At 66.7% G+C, this 17,569-nt stretch carries 13 protein-coding genes; 5 read left to right on the forward strand and 8 right to left on the reverse strand.

Going from position 1 to position 17,569, the window contains the following annotated elements; genetic code table 11:
* Positions 1-47: 47 nt before the first annotated feature.
* Positions 48-1,079, reverse strand: coding sequence for an ABC transporter substrate-binding protein (locus F6B93_RS02015; protein WP_211697498.1), 1,032 nt, complete (start codon positions 1,077-1,079; stop codon positions 48-50).
* Positions 1,080-1,317: 238 nt separating this feature from the next.
* Here F6B93_RS02015 and F6B93_RS02020 point away from each other — a divergent pair, with 238 nt between their 5' ends.
* Positions 1,318-2,718, forward strand: coding sequence for an MFS transporter (locus F6B93_RS02020; RefSeq protein WP_211697499.1), 1,401 nt, complete (start codon positions 1,318-1,320; stop codon positions 2,716-2,718).
* Here the strand turns inward: F6B93_RS02020 and F6B93_RS02025 are convergent, their stop codons facing one another.
* Entirely contained in the window at positions 2,719-3,957 is a 1,239-nt protein-coding gene (locus tag F6B93_RS02025; RefSeq protein WP_211697500.1) for a DNA polymerase domain-containing protein, read from the reverse strand. It lies immediately after the preceding gene.
* Between the two features lie 67 nt (positions 3,958-4,024).
* Here F6B93_RS02025 and fadD2 point away from each other — a divergent pair, with 67 nt between their 5' ends.
* Positions 4,025-5,713, forward strand: coding sequence for a long-chain-fatty-acid--CoA ligase FadD2 (gene fadD2 / locus F6B93_RS02030; RefSeq protein ID WP_211697501.1), 1,689 nt, complete (start codon positions 4,025-4,027; stop codon positions 5,711-5,713).
* Between the two features lie 5 nt (positions 5,714-5,718).
* Here fadD2 and F6B93_RS02035 read toward each other — a convergent pair whose 3' ends face one another.
* Complete coding sequence (locus F6B93_RS02035; protein WP_211697502.1) at positions 5,719-7,944, reverse strand: acyl-CoA dehydrogenase family protein; 2,226 nt, start codon at positions 7,942-7,944, stop codon at positions 5,719-5,721.
* A gap of 281 nt (positions 7,945-8,225) precedes the next feature.
* Between F6B93_RS02035 and F6B93_RS02040 the strand changes: the two genes are divergently transcribed.
* Positions 8,226-10,046: a PE family protein gene (locus F6B93_RS02040; protein ID WP_211697503.1), complete on the forward strand. Its 1,821-nt coding sequence runs from the start codon at positions 8,226-8,228 to the stop codon at positions 10,044-10,046.
* Between the two features lie 143 nt (positions 10,047-10,189).
* On the opposite strand, the gene F6B93_RS02045 is transcribed toward F6B93_RS02040, so the two are convergent.
* The 4 genes from F6B93_RS02045 to F6B93_RS02060 all read right to left on the reverse strand — a co-directional run bounded on the left by F6B93_RS02045 (position 10,190) and on the right by F6B93_RS02060 (position 15,157).
* Positions 10,190-12,190, reverse strand: a complete 2,001-nt coding sequence (locus F6B93_RS02045; RefSeq protein ID WP_211697504.1) for a PE family protein — start codon at positions 12,188-12,190, stop codon at positions 10,190-10,192.
* Positions 12,191-12,412: 222 nt separating this feature from the next.
* Positions 12,413-13,393 carry a 2-hydroxyacid dehydrogenase gene (locus F6B93_RS02050; RefSeq protein WP_211697505.1) on the reverse strand — a complete coding sequence of 327 codons (981 nt, stop codon included), beginning with the start codon at positions 13,391-13,393 and terminating at the stop codon, positions 12,413-12,415.
* Positions 13,384-14,517: an alpha/beta hydrolase gene (locus F6B93_RS02055; RefSeq protein WP_211697506.1), complete on the reverse strand. Its 1,134-nt coding sequence runs from the start codon at positions 14,515-14,517 to the stop codon at positions 13,384-13,386. The genes F6B93_RS02050 and F6B93_RS02055 overlap by 10 nt, the downstream gene beginning before the upstream one ends.
* A gap of 1 nt (position 14,518) precedes the next feature.
* Positions 14,519-15,157 (reverse strand): TetR family transcriptional regulator, encoded by a 639-nt coding sequence (locus F6B93_RS02060; protein WP_211697507.1) that lies wholly within the window; start codon positions 15,155-15,157, stop codon positions 14,519-14,521.
* Positions 15,158-15,270: 113 nt separating this feature from the next.
* Between F6B93_RS02060 and F6B93_RS02065 the strand changes: the two genes are divergently transcribed.
* Positions 15,271-15,852: a VOC family protein gene (locus F6B93_RS02065; protein WP_211697508.1), complete on the forward strand. Its 582-nt coding sequence runs from the start codon at positions 15,271-15,273 to the stop codon at positions 15,850-15,852.
* 10 nt (positions 15,853-15,862) lie between these two features.
* Here the strand turns inward: F6B93_RS02065 and F6B93_RS02070 are convergent, their stop codons facing one another.
* Positions 15,863-16,549 (reverse strand): TetR/AcrR family transcriptional regulator, encoded by a 687-nt coding sequence (locus tag F6B93_RS02070; protein ID WP_211697509.1) that lies wholly within the window; start codon positions 16,547-16,549, stop codon positions 15,863-15,865.
* An 83-nt stretch (positions 16,550-16,632) separates the two neighbouring features.
* Here F6B93_RS02070 and F6B93_RS02075 point away from each other — a divergent pair, with 83 nt between their 5' ends.
* A complete protein-coding gene (locus F6B93_RS02075; RefSeq protein ID WP_211697510.1) occupies positions 16,633-17,553 on the forward strand; it encodes an oxygenase MpaB family protein in 921 nt (306 codons plus the stop codon).
* Positions 17,554-17,569: the final 16 nt, after the last annotated feature.

Raw genomic sequence — 17,569 nt, forward strand, 5'->3', positions numbered from 1 at the left:
TAGCAAACGCTCATCCGGGCGCCGGTCAGCGCCGTCCGGCGGCGGCTCTAGCCAAGAATCTCGGCGATCTTCGGGGGCAGCTGATCGGCGACGACGGGATAGCTCAGCACGGACGAGAATGCGATAGCGCCGGCGAGTTCCAAGGTGGTGAAGATGTGCCGATTCTGTTCGGTCGCTTGTGACGCCGCTACCTCCGGGTCGGCCAGGAGCGCCTTTTCGGCATCCGGACTCTCGGTCGTCCAGATCACCACGTCTGCGGAATCGAGCACCGCCGTGATGTGATCGCGTGGGATGACGGCGCGCTGACCCGTGCCGAAGGGTTTGATGCTGTCGGCGATGACCAGACCCATGTCGTTGAGGAAGTCGGTCCGCCAGCCAGCGAGGGTCGCCACCACGGTGCCGCGGAAAAGGCTGCCCTGCATCAGCAGTGCCTTCTTGCCCCCCCAGTGCGGATTTCGCTGCGCAACCGCGGCGAATTGCCGATCGACGTCGTCGACCAGCGACTTCATCCGGTCGGCGGCGAACACCGCCTGGCCGATCGTCGAGGCCTGGTCCTTCCACGGCTCGAAGAATGCGTCATCCGCCGACTGCGGAACCGTCGGGGCGATCGCCGACAGCTTCTGGTAGGTAGCGGCGTCCACGCCGGCATTGATGGCCACGATCAGATCCGGCTTGAGAGCGGCGATCTTATCCACCTGAATCCCATTGTCGAGGTTCAGCACCACCGGGTGCGCGGCGCCGAGCTTGGGCTGTGCCCACGGCCACACCGCAAAGGGCTGGTCACCGAACCAGTTGGTCACCCCGATCGGGACCACTCCGACGGCGAGCAAGTCGTCCTGCTCGGTGTAACCCGCGCTGACGACACGGCTGGGTGGCTCCTTGATGACAGTTTGACCGAACAAGTGGGTAATCGTCACCGACCTTGGGCTCGAGCCCTCCGACGCCGGTTCGGGGGACGAACACCCCGATAGGGCGCCGGTGACCCCGGCCGCCGCTACCGCGCCGGTGACCTGACCAAGAGATAGCCCTGCGGCCCCTGCGAACTGCAAGAATCCCCGGCGACTCCATCGTTGTTGCACAGCGTGAGGGTAGCGCGCGAGGCACCGGCGGCGCCGCGCCCAGCAAATGGGCCGGTGTTGCACGCCGACTCCTCACAGCGGCCCACCGGCCGAAGCGAGCTAAAGGTATCTCCGCCGTAACAGTCAGCATCCGGCCTGTTAACAGGGCCTTCATAGCGTCAAGCCGTCACTACACGCGCCGCGAAATACCGCCGGTAACCGCCACGGAGTCGCACGCCTGTCGACAGGAGACCCATCAATGACGATCGCTTCAGCTCCGAAGCCCCCCGAAGTTGGTCACGCGCCGCAGCCCCAGCGCCATCTGGGAAGGCACTGGATCGACGACTGGCGTCCTGAAGATCCCGAATTCTGGGAGACGACGGGCAAACCCATCGCTCGGCGCAACCTGATTTTCTCCATCTTCGCCGAGCACGTCGGCTTCACCGTGTGGATGTTGTGGAGCATCGTGGTTGTCCACATGACGGCCAGCGCCCCTGGCATCGCCGCAGAGTCCGGGTGGGCGCTAACACCCAGCCAGGCCCTGACCCTGGTTGCCGTCCCCAGCGGGGTCGGGGCGTTCCTGCGTCTGCCGTATACCTTCGCGGTACCGATCTTCGGCGGTCGCAACTGGACGACCATCTCGGCGGCGTTACTGCTCATCCCGTGTCTGTTGCTGGCCTGGGCGGTGAACCACCCCGGCCTGCCGTTCGGGGTGCTGGTCGCGATCGCCGCGACCGCTGGGTTCGGCGGCGGCAACTTTGCCTCGTCAATGGCCAACATCTCGTTCTTCTTCCCGGAGAAGGACAAGGGCTGGGCGCTGGGCCTCAACGCGGCCGGAGGCAACATCGGCGTGGCGGTTGTGCAGAAGGTCATTCCGCCGATCGTGGTCGCCGGCGGCGGGGTGGCCCTGGCGCGCGCCGGACTGTTCTTCGTGCCGATGGCCGTGGCCGCTGCGGTGTGCGCATTCTTGTTCATGAATAACTTGACGGAGGCCAAGGCCGATGTGAAGCCGGTGTGGCAGTCGATGCGGCACGCCGACACCTGGATCATGTCGCTGCTGTACATCGGCACCTTCGGGTCGTTCATCGGGTATTCGGCGGCTTTCCCAACGCTGCTCAAGACCGTCTTCGGCCGCGGTGACATTGCGTTGGGATGGGCGTTCATCGGCGCGGCTATCGGTTCGGTCATCCGTCCGCTGGGCGGCAAATTCGCCGACCGGATCGGCGGTGCGCGGATCACCGTCGTAAGTTTCGCGATGCTCGCTGCCGGCGCTGCCGCGGCGCTGTGGTCGGTGAAGGCCGTCAACATGCCGATGTTCTTCATCAGCTTCATGTTCTTGTTCGTCGCTACCGGTATCGGCAACGGTTCGAGCTACCGGATGATTTCGCGGATCTTCCGGATCAAAGCCGAAGTCGCCGGCGGTGATCCCGAAACGATGGTCCACATGCGCCGCCAGGCCGCCGGTGCGCTGGGCATCATCTCCGCGTTCGGCGCGTTCGGCGGATTCATCGTGCCGCTGGCCTACGCGTGGTCGAAAGTCCACTTCGGCAATATCGAACCGGCTCTGCGCTTCTACGTGTTCTTCTTCCTCGCCCTGCTCGGCGTCACCTGGTACTTCTACCTGCGCAAGGGCACCCACATGGCAGAGGTAGGGGTGTAATCAGGATCTGTGCCAGGGGCTGTAATCCGCGATCAGCTCCTCCTGGGGTGGGCGCTGGTCCGCCGGCACGTGGCGCAGATTGATCCGGATCCGGTACCAGATCGAGCTCGGTCCACGCATACCGTCGACCAGGACGTCGGCCGGCTGCAGCCGGCCGGCGGCGGCGGGATACCGATCGCGCCACGTGTCCAGCGCGGCCATCGCCTCGTCCTTGGTTTTGGTGCGGGCGATCTCGATGAGCGGCATCGTGGACTGGCGTCGGTTGCGTGGTCCCCCGGCCGATCCCGAGCCTTTCGGAGCCCTTTCCGGTGGACCTAGCTCTTCGGCCAGCATCAGCAGTCCGTCGAGCCCGCCGACCGTGTCGTCCATCCCAGCCCACGGGTCACCGATGTCGGCGAAACGGCGGGGAACGGTGGCCATGGTGAACGACGCTGGATCACAATGTGAGACCTCGTCCCAGTGCAGCGGCGTCGACACCCGGGCGTCGGGCGTAGCGCGTACCGAGTAGGCGGACGCGACCGTACGGTCCTTGGCGTTCTGGTTGAAGTCGACGAAGACACCCTCGCGTTCTTCTTTCCACCAGCGGCTGGTCGCCAGCTCGGGGATGCGCCGTTCGACCTCACGCGCTACCGTCTGGGCCGCCAACCGTACCTGTCGAAACGGCCAGTGCGGGGCGATGCGGGCATAGACATGGAAGCCCCGCGACCCGGACGTCTTTGGCCACGCGACCAGGCCGTGGTCTTCGAGTACCTCGCGCGCCACCAGGGCGACGTTCACGATCGACTGCCAGGCAACCCCGGGCATCGGGTCCAGGTCGATCCGCAGCTCGTCTGGATGGTCGAGATCGTCGTCGTGCACCGGGTGCGGGTTGAGATCGACGCACCCCAAGTTGATCACCCACGCCAGTCCCGCGGCGTTGCGAATGACGGCTTCTGCGGCGGACCTGCCCGACGCGTAGTGCAGTTCGGCAACGTCGACAAAGTCGGGCCGGTTGGCCGGAGCGCGTTTCTGGAACACCGCCTCGGCCGAGATGCCTTTGACGAACCGCTTCAGCATCATGGGCCTGCCGGCCACCCCGCGGAGCGCTCCGTCAGCAACGGAAAGGTAGTAGCGGACCAGGTCCAGCTTGGTGTAGCAGTCCAGGTCGGGTTGTCCCTGGTTCCCAGGGAAAACAACCTTGTCGGGGTGGGTGATGGTCACCTCGTGTCCAGCCACATGGAGCGAAACCGGGCCGGTCATGGGAGATCATGCTAGTTCTGCGAATACTTCCTGCCGCTTTGCGACCTGCGTCACATATTGTGAGGTCATGCCGAACCTCAGCGACCTGCCCGGGCAGCCAGCCAAAATCGGGGCCAAAATCCAGGAATACGTCGAACGCGGTACCGCCGAATTGCACTACCTCCGCAAGATCTTCGAATCGGGCGCCATCGGGCTGGAGCCGCCGCTGAACTACGCTGCCCTGGCGGCCGATATCCGCAAATGGGGCGAGATTGGCATGCTGCCGGCGCACAACGCCAGGCGCGCCCCCAACCGCGCGGCGGTGATCGACGAAGAGGGCGAACTCACCTACGCCGAGCTCGACAAGGCCGCGCACGCGGTCGCCAACGGCCTCCTCGACATGGGGGTCGGCGGCGGCGACGGCGTCGCCATCCTGGCCCGCAACCACCGCTGGTTCGTCATCGCCAACTACGGCGCCGCCAGGGTCGGTGCCCGCATCATCCTGCTCAACAGTGAGTTCTCCGGCCCCCAAATCAAGGAGGTGTCGGAGCGCGAAGGCGCGAAGATCATCATCTACGACGACGAGTACGCCCAAGCCGTCAGCAAAGCCAAGCCGGCTCTGGGCAAGCTGCGGGCACTGGGTGTCAATCCCGATGCCGACGAGCCATCCGGCAGCACCGACGAGACGCTGGCCGAGTTGATCGCGCGCAGCAGCCAGGAACCCGCCCCGAAGGCGAGCAAGCACGCGTCGATCATCATCCTGACCAGTGGGACAACCGGTACGCCCAAAGGCGCCAACCGCAGCACTCCGCCGACGCTGGCACCGGTCGGCGGGATCTTGTCGCATGTTCCGTTCAAGGCCGGTGAGGTGATGTCGTTGCCGTCGCCGATGTTTCACGCGCTGGGTTACGCCACGGCGACGCTCGCCATGTTCCTGGGTTCGACAATGGTGCTACGGCGCCGGTTCAAGCCACCGCTGGTGCTGGAAGACATCGAGAAGCATCGGGTGACTTCGATGGTGGTGGTGCCGGTCATGCTGTCGAGGCTCCTCGATGCGCTCGAAAAGATGACGACGAAGCCGGATCTGTCCAGCCTGAAGATCGTGTTCATCTCCGGATCGCAGTTGGGCGCCGAGCTGGCCACCCGCGCGCTGCGGGATCTCGGCCCGGTGATCTACAACATGTACGGTTCGACCGAAGTCGCATTCGCGACGATCGCCGGCCCAAAGGATCTGCAGTTCAACCCCAGCACCGTGGGGCCCGTCGTCAAGGGCGTCAAGGTCAGGATCCTCGACGACAACGGCAACGAGGTGCCCCAGGGCGATGTCGGCCGGATCTTTGTCGGAAATGCTTTCCCGTTTGAGGGCTACACCGGCGGTGGCGGCAAGCAGATCATCGATGGTCTGTTGTCATCGGGTGACGTCGGCTATTTCGACGAGAATGGCCTGCTGTACGTCAGCGGCCGCGACGACGAGATGATCGTGTCCGGTGGTGAGAATGTGTTCCCCGCCGAGGTCGAGGATTTGATCAGTGGGCACCCCGACGTGGTGGAAGCCACCGCGCTCGGCGTCGACGACAAGGATTTTGGGGCTCGGCTGCGCGCTTTCGTGGTGAAAAAGCCGGACACCACCGTCGACGAGGAAGCGATCAAGCTCTACGTGCGCGAGCACTTGGCACGCTATAAGGTGCCGCGCGAAGTGATCTTCCTCGACGAGCTGCCGCGCAACCCGACCGGCAAGATCCTCAAGCGCGAGCTGCGCAACATCGAGGTCGACTAGCGCGCTTACGGGTCGCGGGGCAGGCCGAGCAGCCGCTCGGCGATGATGTTGAGCTGTACCTCCGAGGTGCCGCCGTAGATCGTGGTGGCGCGGCTGGCCAGCAGGTTCTCGCCCCATTTGCCGGGCGATTGCTCGGGGTCGCCGATCACGGCATCGGTGCCGAAGGACGACACCGCAAATTCGGCATAGCCCTGACCGGTGCGCATCGACAGCAGCTTGGAGATCGCTGCCGACGGCATGGCGTCACCGCCGGAAAGGGTCAGCAACGTCGAGCGCAGGTTGAGCACTTTGGCGGCGTGACCCTCGGCAATCAATTGGCCGGCGCGGTGTCGCGCGACCTGGTCGAATTGGCCGTCGCGAACGAAGTCCACGAACTCGTCCAAGGTGGCCAGGAAATTGGAGTCGCTGCTGCCGATCGATACCCGCTCCGCGGTCAGGGTGTTGCGGCTGACCTCCCACCCCCGGTTCACCTCTCCCAAGACGTGGTCATCCGGCACGAACACGTCATCGATGTAGACGGTGTTGAAGAACTCATTTCCAGTGAGCTCTTTGAGCGGCTTGACTTGTATGCCTTCACTTCTCATGTCCAGCAGGAAATAGGTGATGCCGTTGTGCTTCGGAGCTGTCGGATCCGTTCGCGCCAAGAGCGCACCCCATTGGGAAAATTGCGCAGCGGTGGTCCAGATCTTCTGTCCGGTGATGCGCCAGCCACCGTCCACCCGGGTCGCCTTCGTGCTCAGGGCGGCGAGATCGGATCCCGCACCTGGCTCGGAAAACAGTTGGCACCAAAAGATTTCGCCGCGGAAGGTCGGCGGCAGGAAGCGCTGCTTCTGTTCTTCGGTTCCAAACGCGACGATCGACGGCACGATCCACGCCGCGATGGCAATCCGCGGTTGCTTGACCCGCCCGGCGGCGAGCTCCTGGGCGATGATGATCTGCTCGACCGGGCCGGCCGCCCGCCCCCACGGTGCGGGCAGATACGGCAAGACCCACCCGCCTTCGGCGAGCGCGGCCTTGCGCTGCTCGCGGGGCATCGCCTTCAGTGCGGCGACTTCGGCCCGGATCTCGGCCCTCAGCTCCTCGGTATCGGGGTCCAAATCGACGTCCACCGAACGCAGACCGATGCTTGTTGCGGTGTCCACCACGCGCTGCGGGTACTCCGAGGAGCGGCCGAAGCACGCGGCCACCATCAGGGCGCGGCGGTAATACACGTTCGTGTCGTGCTCCCAGGTGAAGCCGATGCCGCCATGCACCTGAATGCAGTCCTGTGTACAACGCTGAGCTGCGGCCGGCGCTAGCGTGGCCGCTACCGCGGCGGCGAACTCCACACCTGAACCTGCCTCGGTTGTCTGGCCTGCCTCGCGCGCTTCGTCGAGGGCGCGTGCGGCATCCCACACCGCGGCGGTGGCCCTTTCGGTTTCGGCGATCATCTCCGCGCACTTGTGCTTGATGGCCTGGAACTGACCGATCGGCCTGCCGAACTGCTCGCGGATCTTGGCGTATGCCGATGCGCTGTCAGTTGCCCACCGCGCGACACCCACGGCTTCTGCGGACAGCAACGTGGACATCAGCGCGTGGGCGGTCGTCATGGTCAGGTTGCTGAGTACGGCATCGTCGCCGACATCGATCGCGTTGGCCCGCACATGTGCGATCGGCCGCAGCGGATCCACGCTGGCAACCGGCTCGATCTCGAGCTGATCGTTGCGCAGCACAACCCACTCGTCGCCGCTGTCGATCGCCACCGGTAGGACCAGGACGGATGCTTGTGCCGCGGCTGGTACGGCCCGCACTTCGCCCCGGATCACCAGGGCTCCTTCGCCCTCCGGGCCGTGCCGGGTGGCGGTGAGCCCGGAATCCAGGGCATAGGCGGCGATGGTTGCGCCGGACGCCAGTTCGGCCAGCACCGCCGCATGGGGGTCGTGTTCGGCGATCAGAGCGCTGGCGATCGCCGACGGGACGAACGGTCCGGGCATCGCCCCATAACCGAATTCCGCGAGCACCACCGCCAGCTCGAGGATGCCGAAACCCTGTCCGCCGACGGCTTCCGCGAGGTGCACACCCTGCAAGCCCTGTTCTGCCGCTGCCTGCCAGTACGCCGGCGGGTTTTCGACTGGGGTTTCGACGGTTGTTTCCAGGGCCGCGTGCAATACCTCCGACGGCGCGACCCGCGCCACCAGGGATCGCACCGAATCGGCCAGGTCTCGATGCTCAGCAGTTATCGCGATTGGCATTGCTTGCCTTCCCTTGCTCGTGCCGGGCACCCACCAATCTAGTGATCATTCGCGTTTGGTTAGCGACGCGGTCCAGGGGCTGCCCATAGAGCAGCTGACTGCAGATGGCGCCGGCTTCGGACAGATAGCGCCGGTGTCGGCGGCCCACTCGTCGAGGAGCGATGTCAGTTGCTATCGCGGTCACACCGGTGGATCAGTCGAAACGCTAGCGGGGTGTAGGAGTTGCGGATACTATTTTGACGTTTCCGAAAATAAACTCTCTCGACAGGAAGAGGCCGGCTGTGTCATACCTGGTGACGGTCCCGCAAACGGTCGCGACAGCAGCCGGAGACTTGGTCACGATCGGATCGTCGATCGTCGAGGCGAACGCCGCAGCCGCGGCCCCGACCACCGCACTAGCCGCAGCAGCCGCCGACGAAGTATCGGCCGCCATCGCGCAATTCTTCGGCGCGCACGCACAGACCTATCAGCAGATCAGCGCCGAAGCCATGGCCTTTCACCACCACTTCGCACGCTCGCTCAGCGCGGCCGGCGCGTCCTACGCCAGCGCCGAAACGGCCACATTGCAAAGCCTGCAACAAGACCTACTGAGCGTCATCAACGCGCCCACACAAGCCCTGCTCGGACGCCCACTGATCGGCAACGGCGCCAACGGGACGGCGGCAAATCCGAACGGCGGGGCCGGTGGGTTGCTGTACGGCAACGGTGGCAATGGCTACAGCCCCACCAGCGGCGACAGCGCGCCCGGTGGTGCCGGCGGTGCTGCGGGGCTCATTGGCAATGGCGGGGCCGGCGGGGCCGGTTTCCTGGGCGGTGTCGGCGGTGCCGGTGGGCACGGTGGCTGGCTGTACGGCAATGGTGGGGCCGGTGGGGCCGGCGGGGCTGACGGCAACGCCGCCACCGGTGGGATGGGTGGTAACGCCGGGCTAATCGGATTCGGTGGTGCCGGCGGGGCCGGTGGAGCCGGTAGTGCGACCGGCGGTGCTGGCGGCACCGGTGGAGCCGGCGGCACGGGCGGGTGGCTGTATGGCAACGGTGGAGCCGGCGGCACCGGCGGGGACTCCATCGGGGGTAGGGCCAATGGCGGCGACGGTGGCGCCGCGGGGCTGATCGGGGTCGGCGGGGCCGGCGGTGATGGCGGCGACGCCTCGGGCACCTTTGGGCAGGCCGGCGGAAACGGAGGAGCTGGCGGCCACGGTGGGCTGCTCATTGGCGCCGGCGGGGCCGGTGGGACCGGCGGCATCGGCGGCACCGGCAGCCCGGGCGGTGGCCCTGGCGGCGACGGTGGCAGTGGTGGTGACGCCGGGCTGATCGGTGTCGGTGGGGCCGGCGGTAGTGGCGGCGACGGTGTCGATACTGGTGGCGTGGCTGTCGGTGGGAATGGCGGGACTGGCGGGGCGGGCGGGACCGGTGGGTGGTTATTCGGGACCGGCGGTGCCGGCGGGACCGGCGGCAATGGCGGAACCCACGGTGGCTTGGGATCGGCCGGCGGTATCGGTGGGGTCGGCGGGGCCGCTGGACTGATCGGCGCCGGGGGTGCCGGCGGCGCCGGCGGCCTTGGTGGACCCACCTTTCCAGGCGGTGATGGCGCTGCTGGCGGGCGCGGTGGCGACGGTGGTAGCGGCGGGTGGTTCTTCGGTGATGGCGGGGTTGGCGGGGCCGGCGGCGGCGGCGCGGATGGTGCCGGTACGACTAGCAGTGGCGGGGGCGGCGGGACCGGGGGCGGCGGCGGTTCTGCCGGGTTGATCGGTGCCGGTGGCGCCGGCGGGGTGGGGGGAAGCGGCGGGATTGGCCTCGATGCTGGCGAATCCGGCGGTGCTGGCGGTCTGGGAGGGACGGGAGGCAGCGGTGGGGTGCTTGTCGGTGGCGGCGGCTCCGGCGGCTCCGGCGGTCTGGGCGGTCCTGGGTTAGCCTCCGCCAGCGGCGGGAGCGGTGGGACCGGCGGTAGCGGGGGTGGAGGCATCCTTATCGGTAACGGTGGTAGCGGGGGGGCCGGCGGTCCTGGGGGGTCTGGCTCTCCCGACGGGACCGGCGGCAGCGGTGGAATGGGCGGTTCCGGCGGGCTGTTGGGTCTTAACGGGGCGCCCGGCCCGTCGGGTTAGGGCATAGTGTCGCTGCTCAGTCACCGGGCGTCGCACTCATGGATCGCCGTGTGATGGTTAGGCCTCTACGGGTCATCGGGGGGCATGCGGCAACCGGCTTCGATACTTCGATCGGGCGGTCTACCAGCTAATCCGACATGTCGCTACGGCTGCACGATCCCGTCTGATCCATCTATTCCGTTGGTGCCCAGCAGCGTGCCGCCGCTGCCGCCCGTGCCGCCGGTGCCGGCGGTACCGCCAAACTGGCCGTCTCCACCGTTTCCGCCGCTACCGCCGATGCCGATCAGCCCGGCGTTTCCACCGGAACCACCGTTCCCTGCGCCGGAACCGATGCCGTCACCGCCGGTACCGCCGTTGCCGCCCACGCCGATCAGCCCGGCGTTGCCGCCCGCCCCGCCGTTGCCCGACGTACCGCCTGCGACGATGGTGCCGGCCCCCCCGGCCCCACCGAAGCCCAGGAGCGTCCCGCCAGCTCCGCCGGTGCCGCCAGCCCCGCCGCTACCAACAGCGAATTCGCCGCCAGATCCTCCGGCCCCGCCAATGCCGATCAACCCGGCCCTACCGCCGCTCCCGCCGGTCCCGCCGGCCCCGGAGGCGAATATCGATGCGGCCCCGCCGGCGCCACCGGCACCGAAGAGGAGCCCGCCAGCACCGCCGCCCCCGCCGCTGCCGCCGTCGTCGGTGGTGAACAACGATGCCGCGCCACCGGCGCCGCCGACGCCGAAGAGTAGCCCGGCGTCGCCGCCGGCGCCGCCGTCATTGCTACCGCTTTGACCGCCGGACCCACCGGCCCCGCCGTTACCGAACAGGCCTCCGTTGCCGCCGGCCCCGCCGACGCTTGGTAGGCCCCCGGAGATGTTGTTGCCGGCGTTCCCGCCTGCCCCGCCGGTGGCGCCGGAAAGCATCCCGGCGTCGCCGCCGGCTCCGCCGACACCGGCGGGGCCGCTACCTTCCTCATTGTCCCCGCCTGCCCCGCCGGCTCCGCCAGCACCGGCAAACAACCCGCCGGTCCCACCGTTTCCACCCGCCCCGCCGGGACTGCCCGTCGTCGTTGCGTCGGTGAGATTGTTGCCGCCCGGACCTCCGGCACCGCCGGGACCGAACAATCCGCCATCACCGCCGTTTCCACCAGGCCCGGCAGAGCCGCCGCCGGGGTTTGCCGCGCCCGCGCCACCAGCGCCGCCGGCGCCGAAAAACATCCCGCCGGCACCGCCGTGTCCGCCAGGTCCCGCGCTGCCGCCGCCAGGGTTCGGTGCACCATTGCCGCCAGCACCGCCGGCGCCGAACAGTCCGCCATCCCCGCCGTTTCCGCCCGATCCGGGGGAGCCGCCACCGGGGTTCGGCGCACCGTTGCCGCCGGCACCTCCTGGGCCGAACACTCCGCCAGGCCCACCGTTTCCGCCGTCCCCACCGCCGCCACCGCCGCCCGGGTTTACCGCGCCGTTGCCGCCGGCACCTCCGGCACTGAACAGCCCACCGGCCCCGCCGGTTCCGCCAGCCCCGCCGCCGCTGCCGTTAATGGCGGTGCCGATTCCGCCGTTACCGCCGACACCGGCGGCCCCAAAGATTAGGCCGGCGCGTCCGCCGCTTCCCCCGGTGCCGGCGCCACCGCCGGAGTCAATTCCGCCGGTCCCGCCAGCACCACCGGAGCCGAACAACCCCGCGTTGCCGCCGTTGCCGCCGTTCTGGCCGACGCCGCCGGACCCGCCGGCCCCACCATTGCCAAACAAGATCCCGCCCGCTCCGCCGTGTTCCCCGGTCCCCGCCGTCCCGTTGGCGCCGTTGCCGATCAGTGGGCGTCCGAGCAGGGCTTGTGTGGGCGCGTTGATGACGCTCAGTAGGTCTTGTTGCAGGCTTTGCAATGTGGCCGCTTCGGCGCTGGCGTAGGACGCGCCGGCCGCGCTGAGCGAGCGTGCGAAGTGGTGGTGAAAGGCCATGGCTTCGGCGCTGATCTGCTGATAGGTCTGTGCGTGCGCGCCGAAGAATTGCGCGATGGCGGCCGATACTTCGTCGGCGGCTGCTGCGGCTAGTGCGGTGGTCGGGGCCGCGGCTGCGGCGTTCGCCTCGACGATCGACGATCCGATCGTGACCAAGTCTCCGGCTGCTGTCGCGACCGTTTGCGGGACCGTCACCAGGTATGACACAGCCGGCCTCTTCCTGTCGAGAGAGTTTATTTTCGGAAACGTCAAAATAGTATCCGCAACTCCTACACCCCGCTAGCGTTTCGACTGATCCACCGGGCTGATCGAGACAACCGCACGCGGCGCAGCCCCGCGCATCACAAGAGACCAACGTCTGCGGCCGCGAGGTCGCCTCGGTCCCCTAGAAAGGACGGCCGCGGTCCAGTGATGCGCAGGCGGGTCGAGCTAGGGATCGCCCGGTTGGTTAACGACATGGGCCAGCGGCTGCTCGTTGAGCAGCCGACGGCAGTTGGCGAGCGCTTCACTCAGATAGCGCTGCATGGTGTCAGCGGTGTACCAGGTCACGTGTGGTGTGAGCACCACGTTGTCCAGGCCGAGCAGAGGGTTGTCGGGTGCTATCGGCTCCACCTCGAAGACGTCGAGTCCCGCGGCCGCCAGCGATCCGTCACGCAGTGCGTCCACAAGCGCGACTTCGTCGACGACGGCACCGCGTGAGGTGTTGACCAGAACTGCGTTGGGTTTCATTCCGGCCAGTGCATGCTTGTCGAGAAGGTGATGGGTGTCCGTCGTCAGCGGCAGGTGCAGCGAGACGACGTCGCTGGCGGCCAGGAGTTCCGCGAGGGGCCGCCAACCGGGCCGTCCGTCGTCGCGGGTGCTGGTGTGCAGGACGGTGGCCCCCATGGCGGAGACGATGCTGCCGACGTGTTTGGCGACGTTTCCGTAGCCGACCAGACCGACGGTGCAGGCGCCGATGTCGCGCACTGTTTCGCCCAGGTCGGGGTCGGCGGGCCAGCCGCGCCCATCGCGGACCGCGCGGTCGAGGGTCGGCAGTCGGCGCAACGCCGCCAACATCAGCAACACCGCTCCCTCGGCGACCGACGGCGCGTTGGCACCGGGCATATTTGCCACTGCGATGCCATGTTTGGTCGCGGCCGCCACGTCGATGGTGTTCACACCCGCGCCGAGTTTGTGCACCAACCGCAGCCGGTTCCCTTGCTGCAAGTCGGTGGCCGATAGCGGGCGAAGCACATGCCAGATCACGTCCGCGCTCGGTAGCTCCCGGTAGAAACACTCATCGTCATTCTCGGCGCACCAGCGGACATCAAGCCACTCGCGTTCAGCCGCGACAATGTCAAGCACAGTGGCTCCAGCAACGAAGTGTGCGAGAACGCGCAGGGGAGGTGTCGGGGGTTGTTTCAGCGCCATCGCTGGGCTATCCAGGTGGCTATGGTGTCCGCTTGCTGCGTGCGCGCGCCGGTAGTGGTGAAGTAGTGGTCGCTGTCGATCGAGCCCTGCGTCTTGTCGGTGCTCGCCAGCGCGTCGTAGATGTGCTGTGCGTCGGAGGGGAAAACACCGGTGTCGGCTTCGGCATTGATAACCAGGGCCGGACAGGTGATGCGGGCCAGGTGCGGCTCGGCCCGTGTCTGTGCCACCCGCAGGCTCCACATTCCGAGCCAGCTGCGTAGCGTGCACGCCGCGGCGATGCCGTGTGCGGACCGGTTCGCCTTGGCCGGTGTGCCCGCGTAGCACTGGTTGGGCTGACGTTTCGTCGGTTCGATGCTGGGATCGACCATGCGCGGGTCGGCCCAGGTGCGCATCACGCTGAATGGCCGATCGGAGAACCCGGCCGCGCGAACACGTTGAAGTTCTGCTTCGGCCCACTCGGTGATGGCGTGGTTGCGAGTGACCTGCGCCGCGCGGTAGCGGCCGAGGAACTCCGCCGAATATGGCGGGCCGTTGCGGACGTTGAACAGGTCCAGTTCGGGATCTGTTGCCACCGGATCGTTCTCGTCCACCACTGCCGCGTCCATCCAGGACGTCAGGACATCCGGTCGCCCGGGATGCGCGGCGGTCGCGACGTAGCCGTCGGCAGCGGGCAGTTCGGCCAAACCCGTGGCTGGCCGCATGCCTTGCAGCGCAGTCACGTTCGGTTCAACCGCCTGTGACTGATAAGCACCCATCAACGAACCACCCCCCGAATTACCAAGCAAAACCACCGTTTCCACACCCTGAACTTCGCGCAGCCAGCGCACCCCGACCCCGATATCGACCAGGGCATGATCGAGCAGAAAGCTACTTTCGAAGCCGCGGAATCTCGTGTTCCAGCCCAGAAATCCGATACCACGGGTGGCGATGTAGTCGGCGAGATAGTGCTCGGAGAAATCGATCTGATAGTGCGTGGCGATGATCGCGACCGTCGGTTTGCATCCGGCGGCGTAGTGGTAGAGCCCCTGGCACGGGTGCCCGCCCGCACCGGCGCGCCCAGCGGTTGGCGACGCCAGCCCGACGAACTCTCGAGTGATCTCCGGTGCGCCTGTGTGGGCAGGCAATTCAGCGAACCTCCTCGCCGTAAATGGCTCGGTAGTAGATATTGGCCAGCGTCTGTATGCAGGCCTGGTCGTCGGGTTCGCTGGATCGCGGCCCGCTGAGCTGGATGTAGCAGAACTGATTGAACATCGCCACGATCGCCACAGCGATCAGCTGGGGGTCGTCCCCGGGACAGTAACCCTCGGCTTGGGCGCGTTTCACTGTCTCGGCGATGAAGGAGATTGGGATGGCACACATCTGAGCCCAGTACTGCGCGAAGTCATCGTTGACCATCGCCAGCTGCGAAACGCTGATCACTTCGGCAAGGCGGTTGCGATAGGTGTGCCAATGCGCGGCGGCCGCCTCGTACGCGCGCTCGCGGTTGGATAGCCCGTGGCCGGTTACCGAGAGCGCCCGCTGGTTGGCTTCATCGCGGAAGCGCACGGCCCACTGCCGCACCATCGCCTCTTTGGAGTCGTAATAGTTGTAGAACGATGCGGCCGAGCGGCCCGCCGCAGCGGCGATATCGGCGATGGTGGTCGCCAGGATCCCTTTGCGCGCGATGACTACTCGCGCCGCGTCGTCGATTGCGGCTTGGGTCCGGCGGCCGCGATGGGTGGGGAACCGGCCGGGTCGGCCGTGCTGCTCGGACGCGGTCGCCACCTGCTGCGCCCTCCCTTCGGCAGCTCTGGTCCAAATCTGAATCTGATGTTAGATTCAGATTTGGATATCGGCCAGACCTTGCACCCAAGGGAACGGGACCGATGGGAGCCGCGATGATCAAGCCGCACAACACCAACACCGAATTCGAGCTCGGCGGGATCAACCATGTCGCGCTGGTGTGCTCGGACATGGCACGCACTGTCGACTTCTACAGCAACATCTTGGGTATGCCGTTGATCAAGTCGCTCGATCTGCCCGGCGGACAGGGTCAGCACTTCTTCTTCGACGCGGGCAATGGGGACTGCGTCGCGTTCTTCTGGTTCGCCGAGGCGCCCGATCGCGTTCCCGGCATCTCGTCGCCGGGCGCGATCCCGGGCATCGGGGACATCACCAGCGCGGTGAGCACCATGAACCACCTCGCCTTTCACGTGCCAGCCGAGAAGTTCGACGCCTATCGGCAGCGACTCAAGGACAAAGGTGTGCGGGTCGGTCCGGTGCTCAACCATGACCAGAGCGCAATGCAGGTGTCCCCGACGGTGCATCCGGGGGTGTATGTGCGGTCGTTCTACTTCCAGGACCCAGACGGTATTACGTTAGAATTCGCTTGTTGGATAAAGGAATTCGCAAAAAGTGACGTGCCTGCGGTACCGCGGACCGCAGCGGAGCGCCGCCCGCGGATAGCGGCGGGTCGCTAGCCGATGTGACTCACCTGGCGAGCCCGCCTCCGGATGATGGATTCGCGGCGTCGACCGCGACATCCGCCAAATCGGGGCTGTACACGGTGGGGTCAGTGAGCTGGTCGAGCAGTGCGGCCAGCTGATCGACGAGTTGGTCGGGATCGAGTTGCACATCGCCGGCAAGCCAGGCGCTGATGGTCTGTACGACCCCGCCCACCGCGAAGTGTGCACCAGCTTTGATGCGGTCGGTTGCCGGCGTTTGCAGGGCGTCGGCGGCATGTTGGCCGGACAGCATGGCGAACAGCGCGGCGGATTCGGCGCGCTTGCGCACGACCACCGAGTTCGCCAGCTGTGTGCTGAACAGCAAACGTCCGATGCGGGCGTCATCGGCGATCGTGCGCACAATGTTGGTCATACCCGCGCGGCTCTGCTCGTTCGGCGGTGCCGCCGCTACCGCCGCCTGGGTGGTGGCGGCTATATCGGCGACCACCCAATTGAAGACACCGGCGACGAAAGCGTCCTTGTCGGCGAAGCTTTCGTAGAAATAGCGTGGTGTGAGGCCGGCCCGACTGCAGATCCCACGGACGGTCAGCTCGGAATAGTTCTGCGGATCGGCACCCAGGAGGTCCAGGCCGGCGCTGAGCAACCGGCCACGACGGTTTGCCAGCCGCTCGGCGGCTTCGATGCCCCGGTACGGCCGGTCACTAAGAGTCATAGACGCCTCCTTGAGACTAGGGTAACGTACGCGAATATCAGACAACCAACGTTGTCGCAATTTGCGCGGCGGGAGGTCTTCGGGTGGTGTTTCAGCAGACCGAACAGTACTCCATTCCGCATGTCGAGCGTGCCGTCGCGGAGCCATTCGGCTCTCGGCGAGGTGGCCAGCGTCGACCGGCTAACAGCCGGGCGCGTAACCGGGATCGCCTGATCGGAGTGGGGCTGCTCGCCGGCCCGGCGAACGTGATCATGGAGTTGGCGCGTCCCGGGGTTGGCTATGGGGTGATGGAGAGCCGTGTCGACAGCGGCCGAATCGACCGCCATCCGATAAAGCGGGCGCGCACCACATTTACCTACATCGCGGTGGCCATATCGGGCAGCGACGCGCAGAAGGCGACATTCCGTCGCGCGGTGAACCGTGCGCATGCACAGGTTCGCTCGACACGCGAGAGCCCGGTCGAATACAACGCGTTCGATCCCGAACTACAACTGTGGGTCGCGGCGTGTCTCTACAAGGGCACTCTTGATGTTCACCGCATGTTCGTTGGCGAGCTGGAGGAAGAGGAAGCCGAGCGCCACTATCGCGACGGGATGACGCTTGCCACCACGTTGCAGGTACCGCCGGAGATGTGGCCGGCGGATCGGGCGGCCTTCGACCAGTATTGGCAGGAATCGTTGGACAAGGTTCACATCGACGACGCCGTTCGCGAATACCTGTACCCGATCGCCGTGTCGCGGATACGAGGCATCGTGCTGCCGGGTCCGCTGCGGTGGTGGCTGGAGAACGTCGCGCTCCTGATCACCACCGGCTTTCTGCCGCAGCGGTTTCGTGACGAGATGCGGTTGCCCTGGGATGCCGGCAAGCAGCAGCGCTTCGATGCGCTGATGACAGTGGTGGGCTCGATTAACCGGCTGATGCCACGGATTGTCCGAGAGTTCCCTTTCAATCTGATGCTCTGGGACCTGGATCTGCGCGTGAAAACTGGGCGGCCACTGGTGTAGTAGCCGTCGGAGCCCG

Source organism: Mycobacterium spongiae (assembly GCF_018278905.1).
In the GTDB taxonomy this organism is placed as follows: Bacteria; Actinomycetota; Actinomycetes; order Mycobacteriales; family Mycobacteriaceae; genus Mycobacterium; species Mycobacterium spongiae.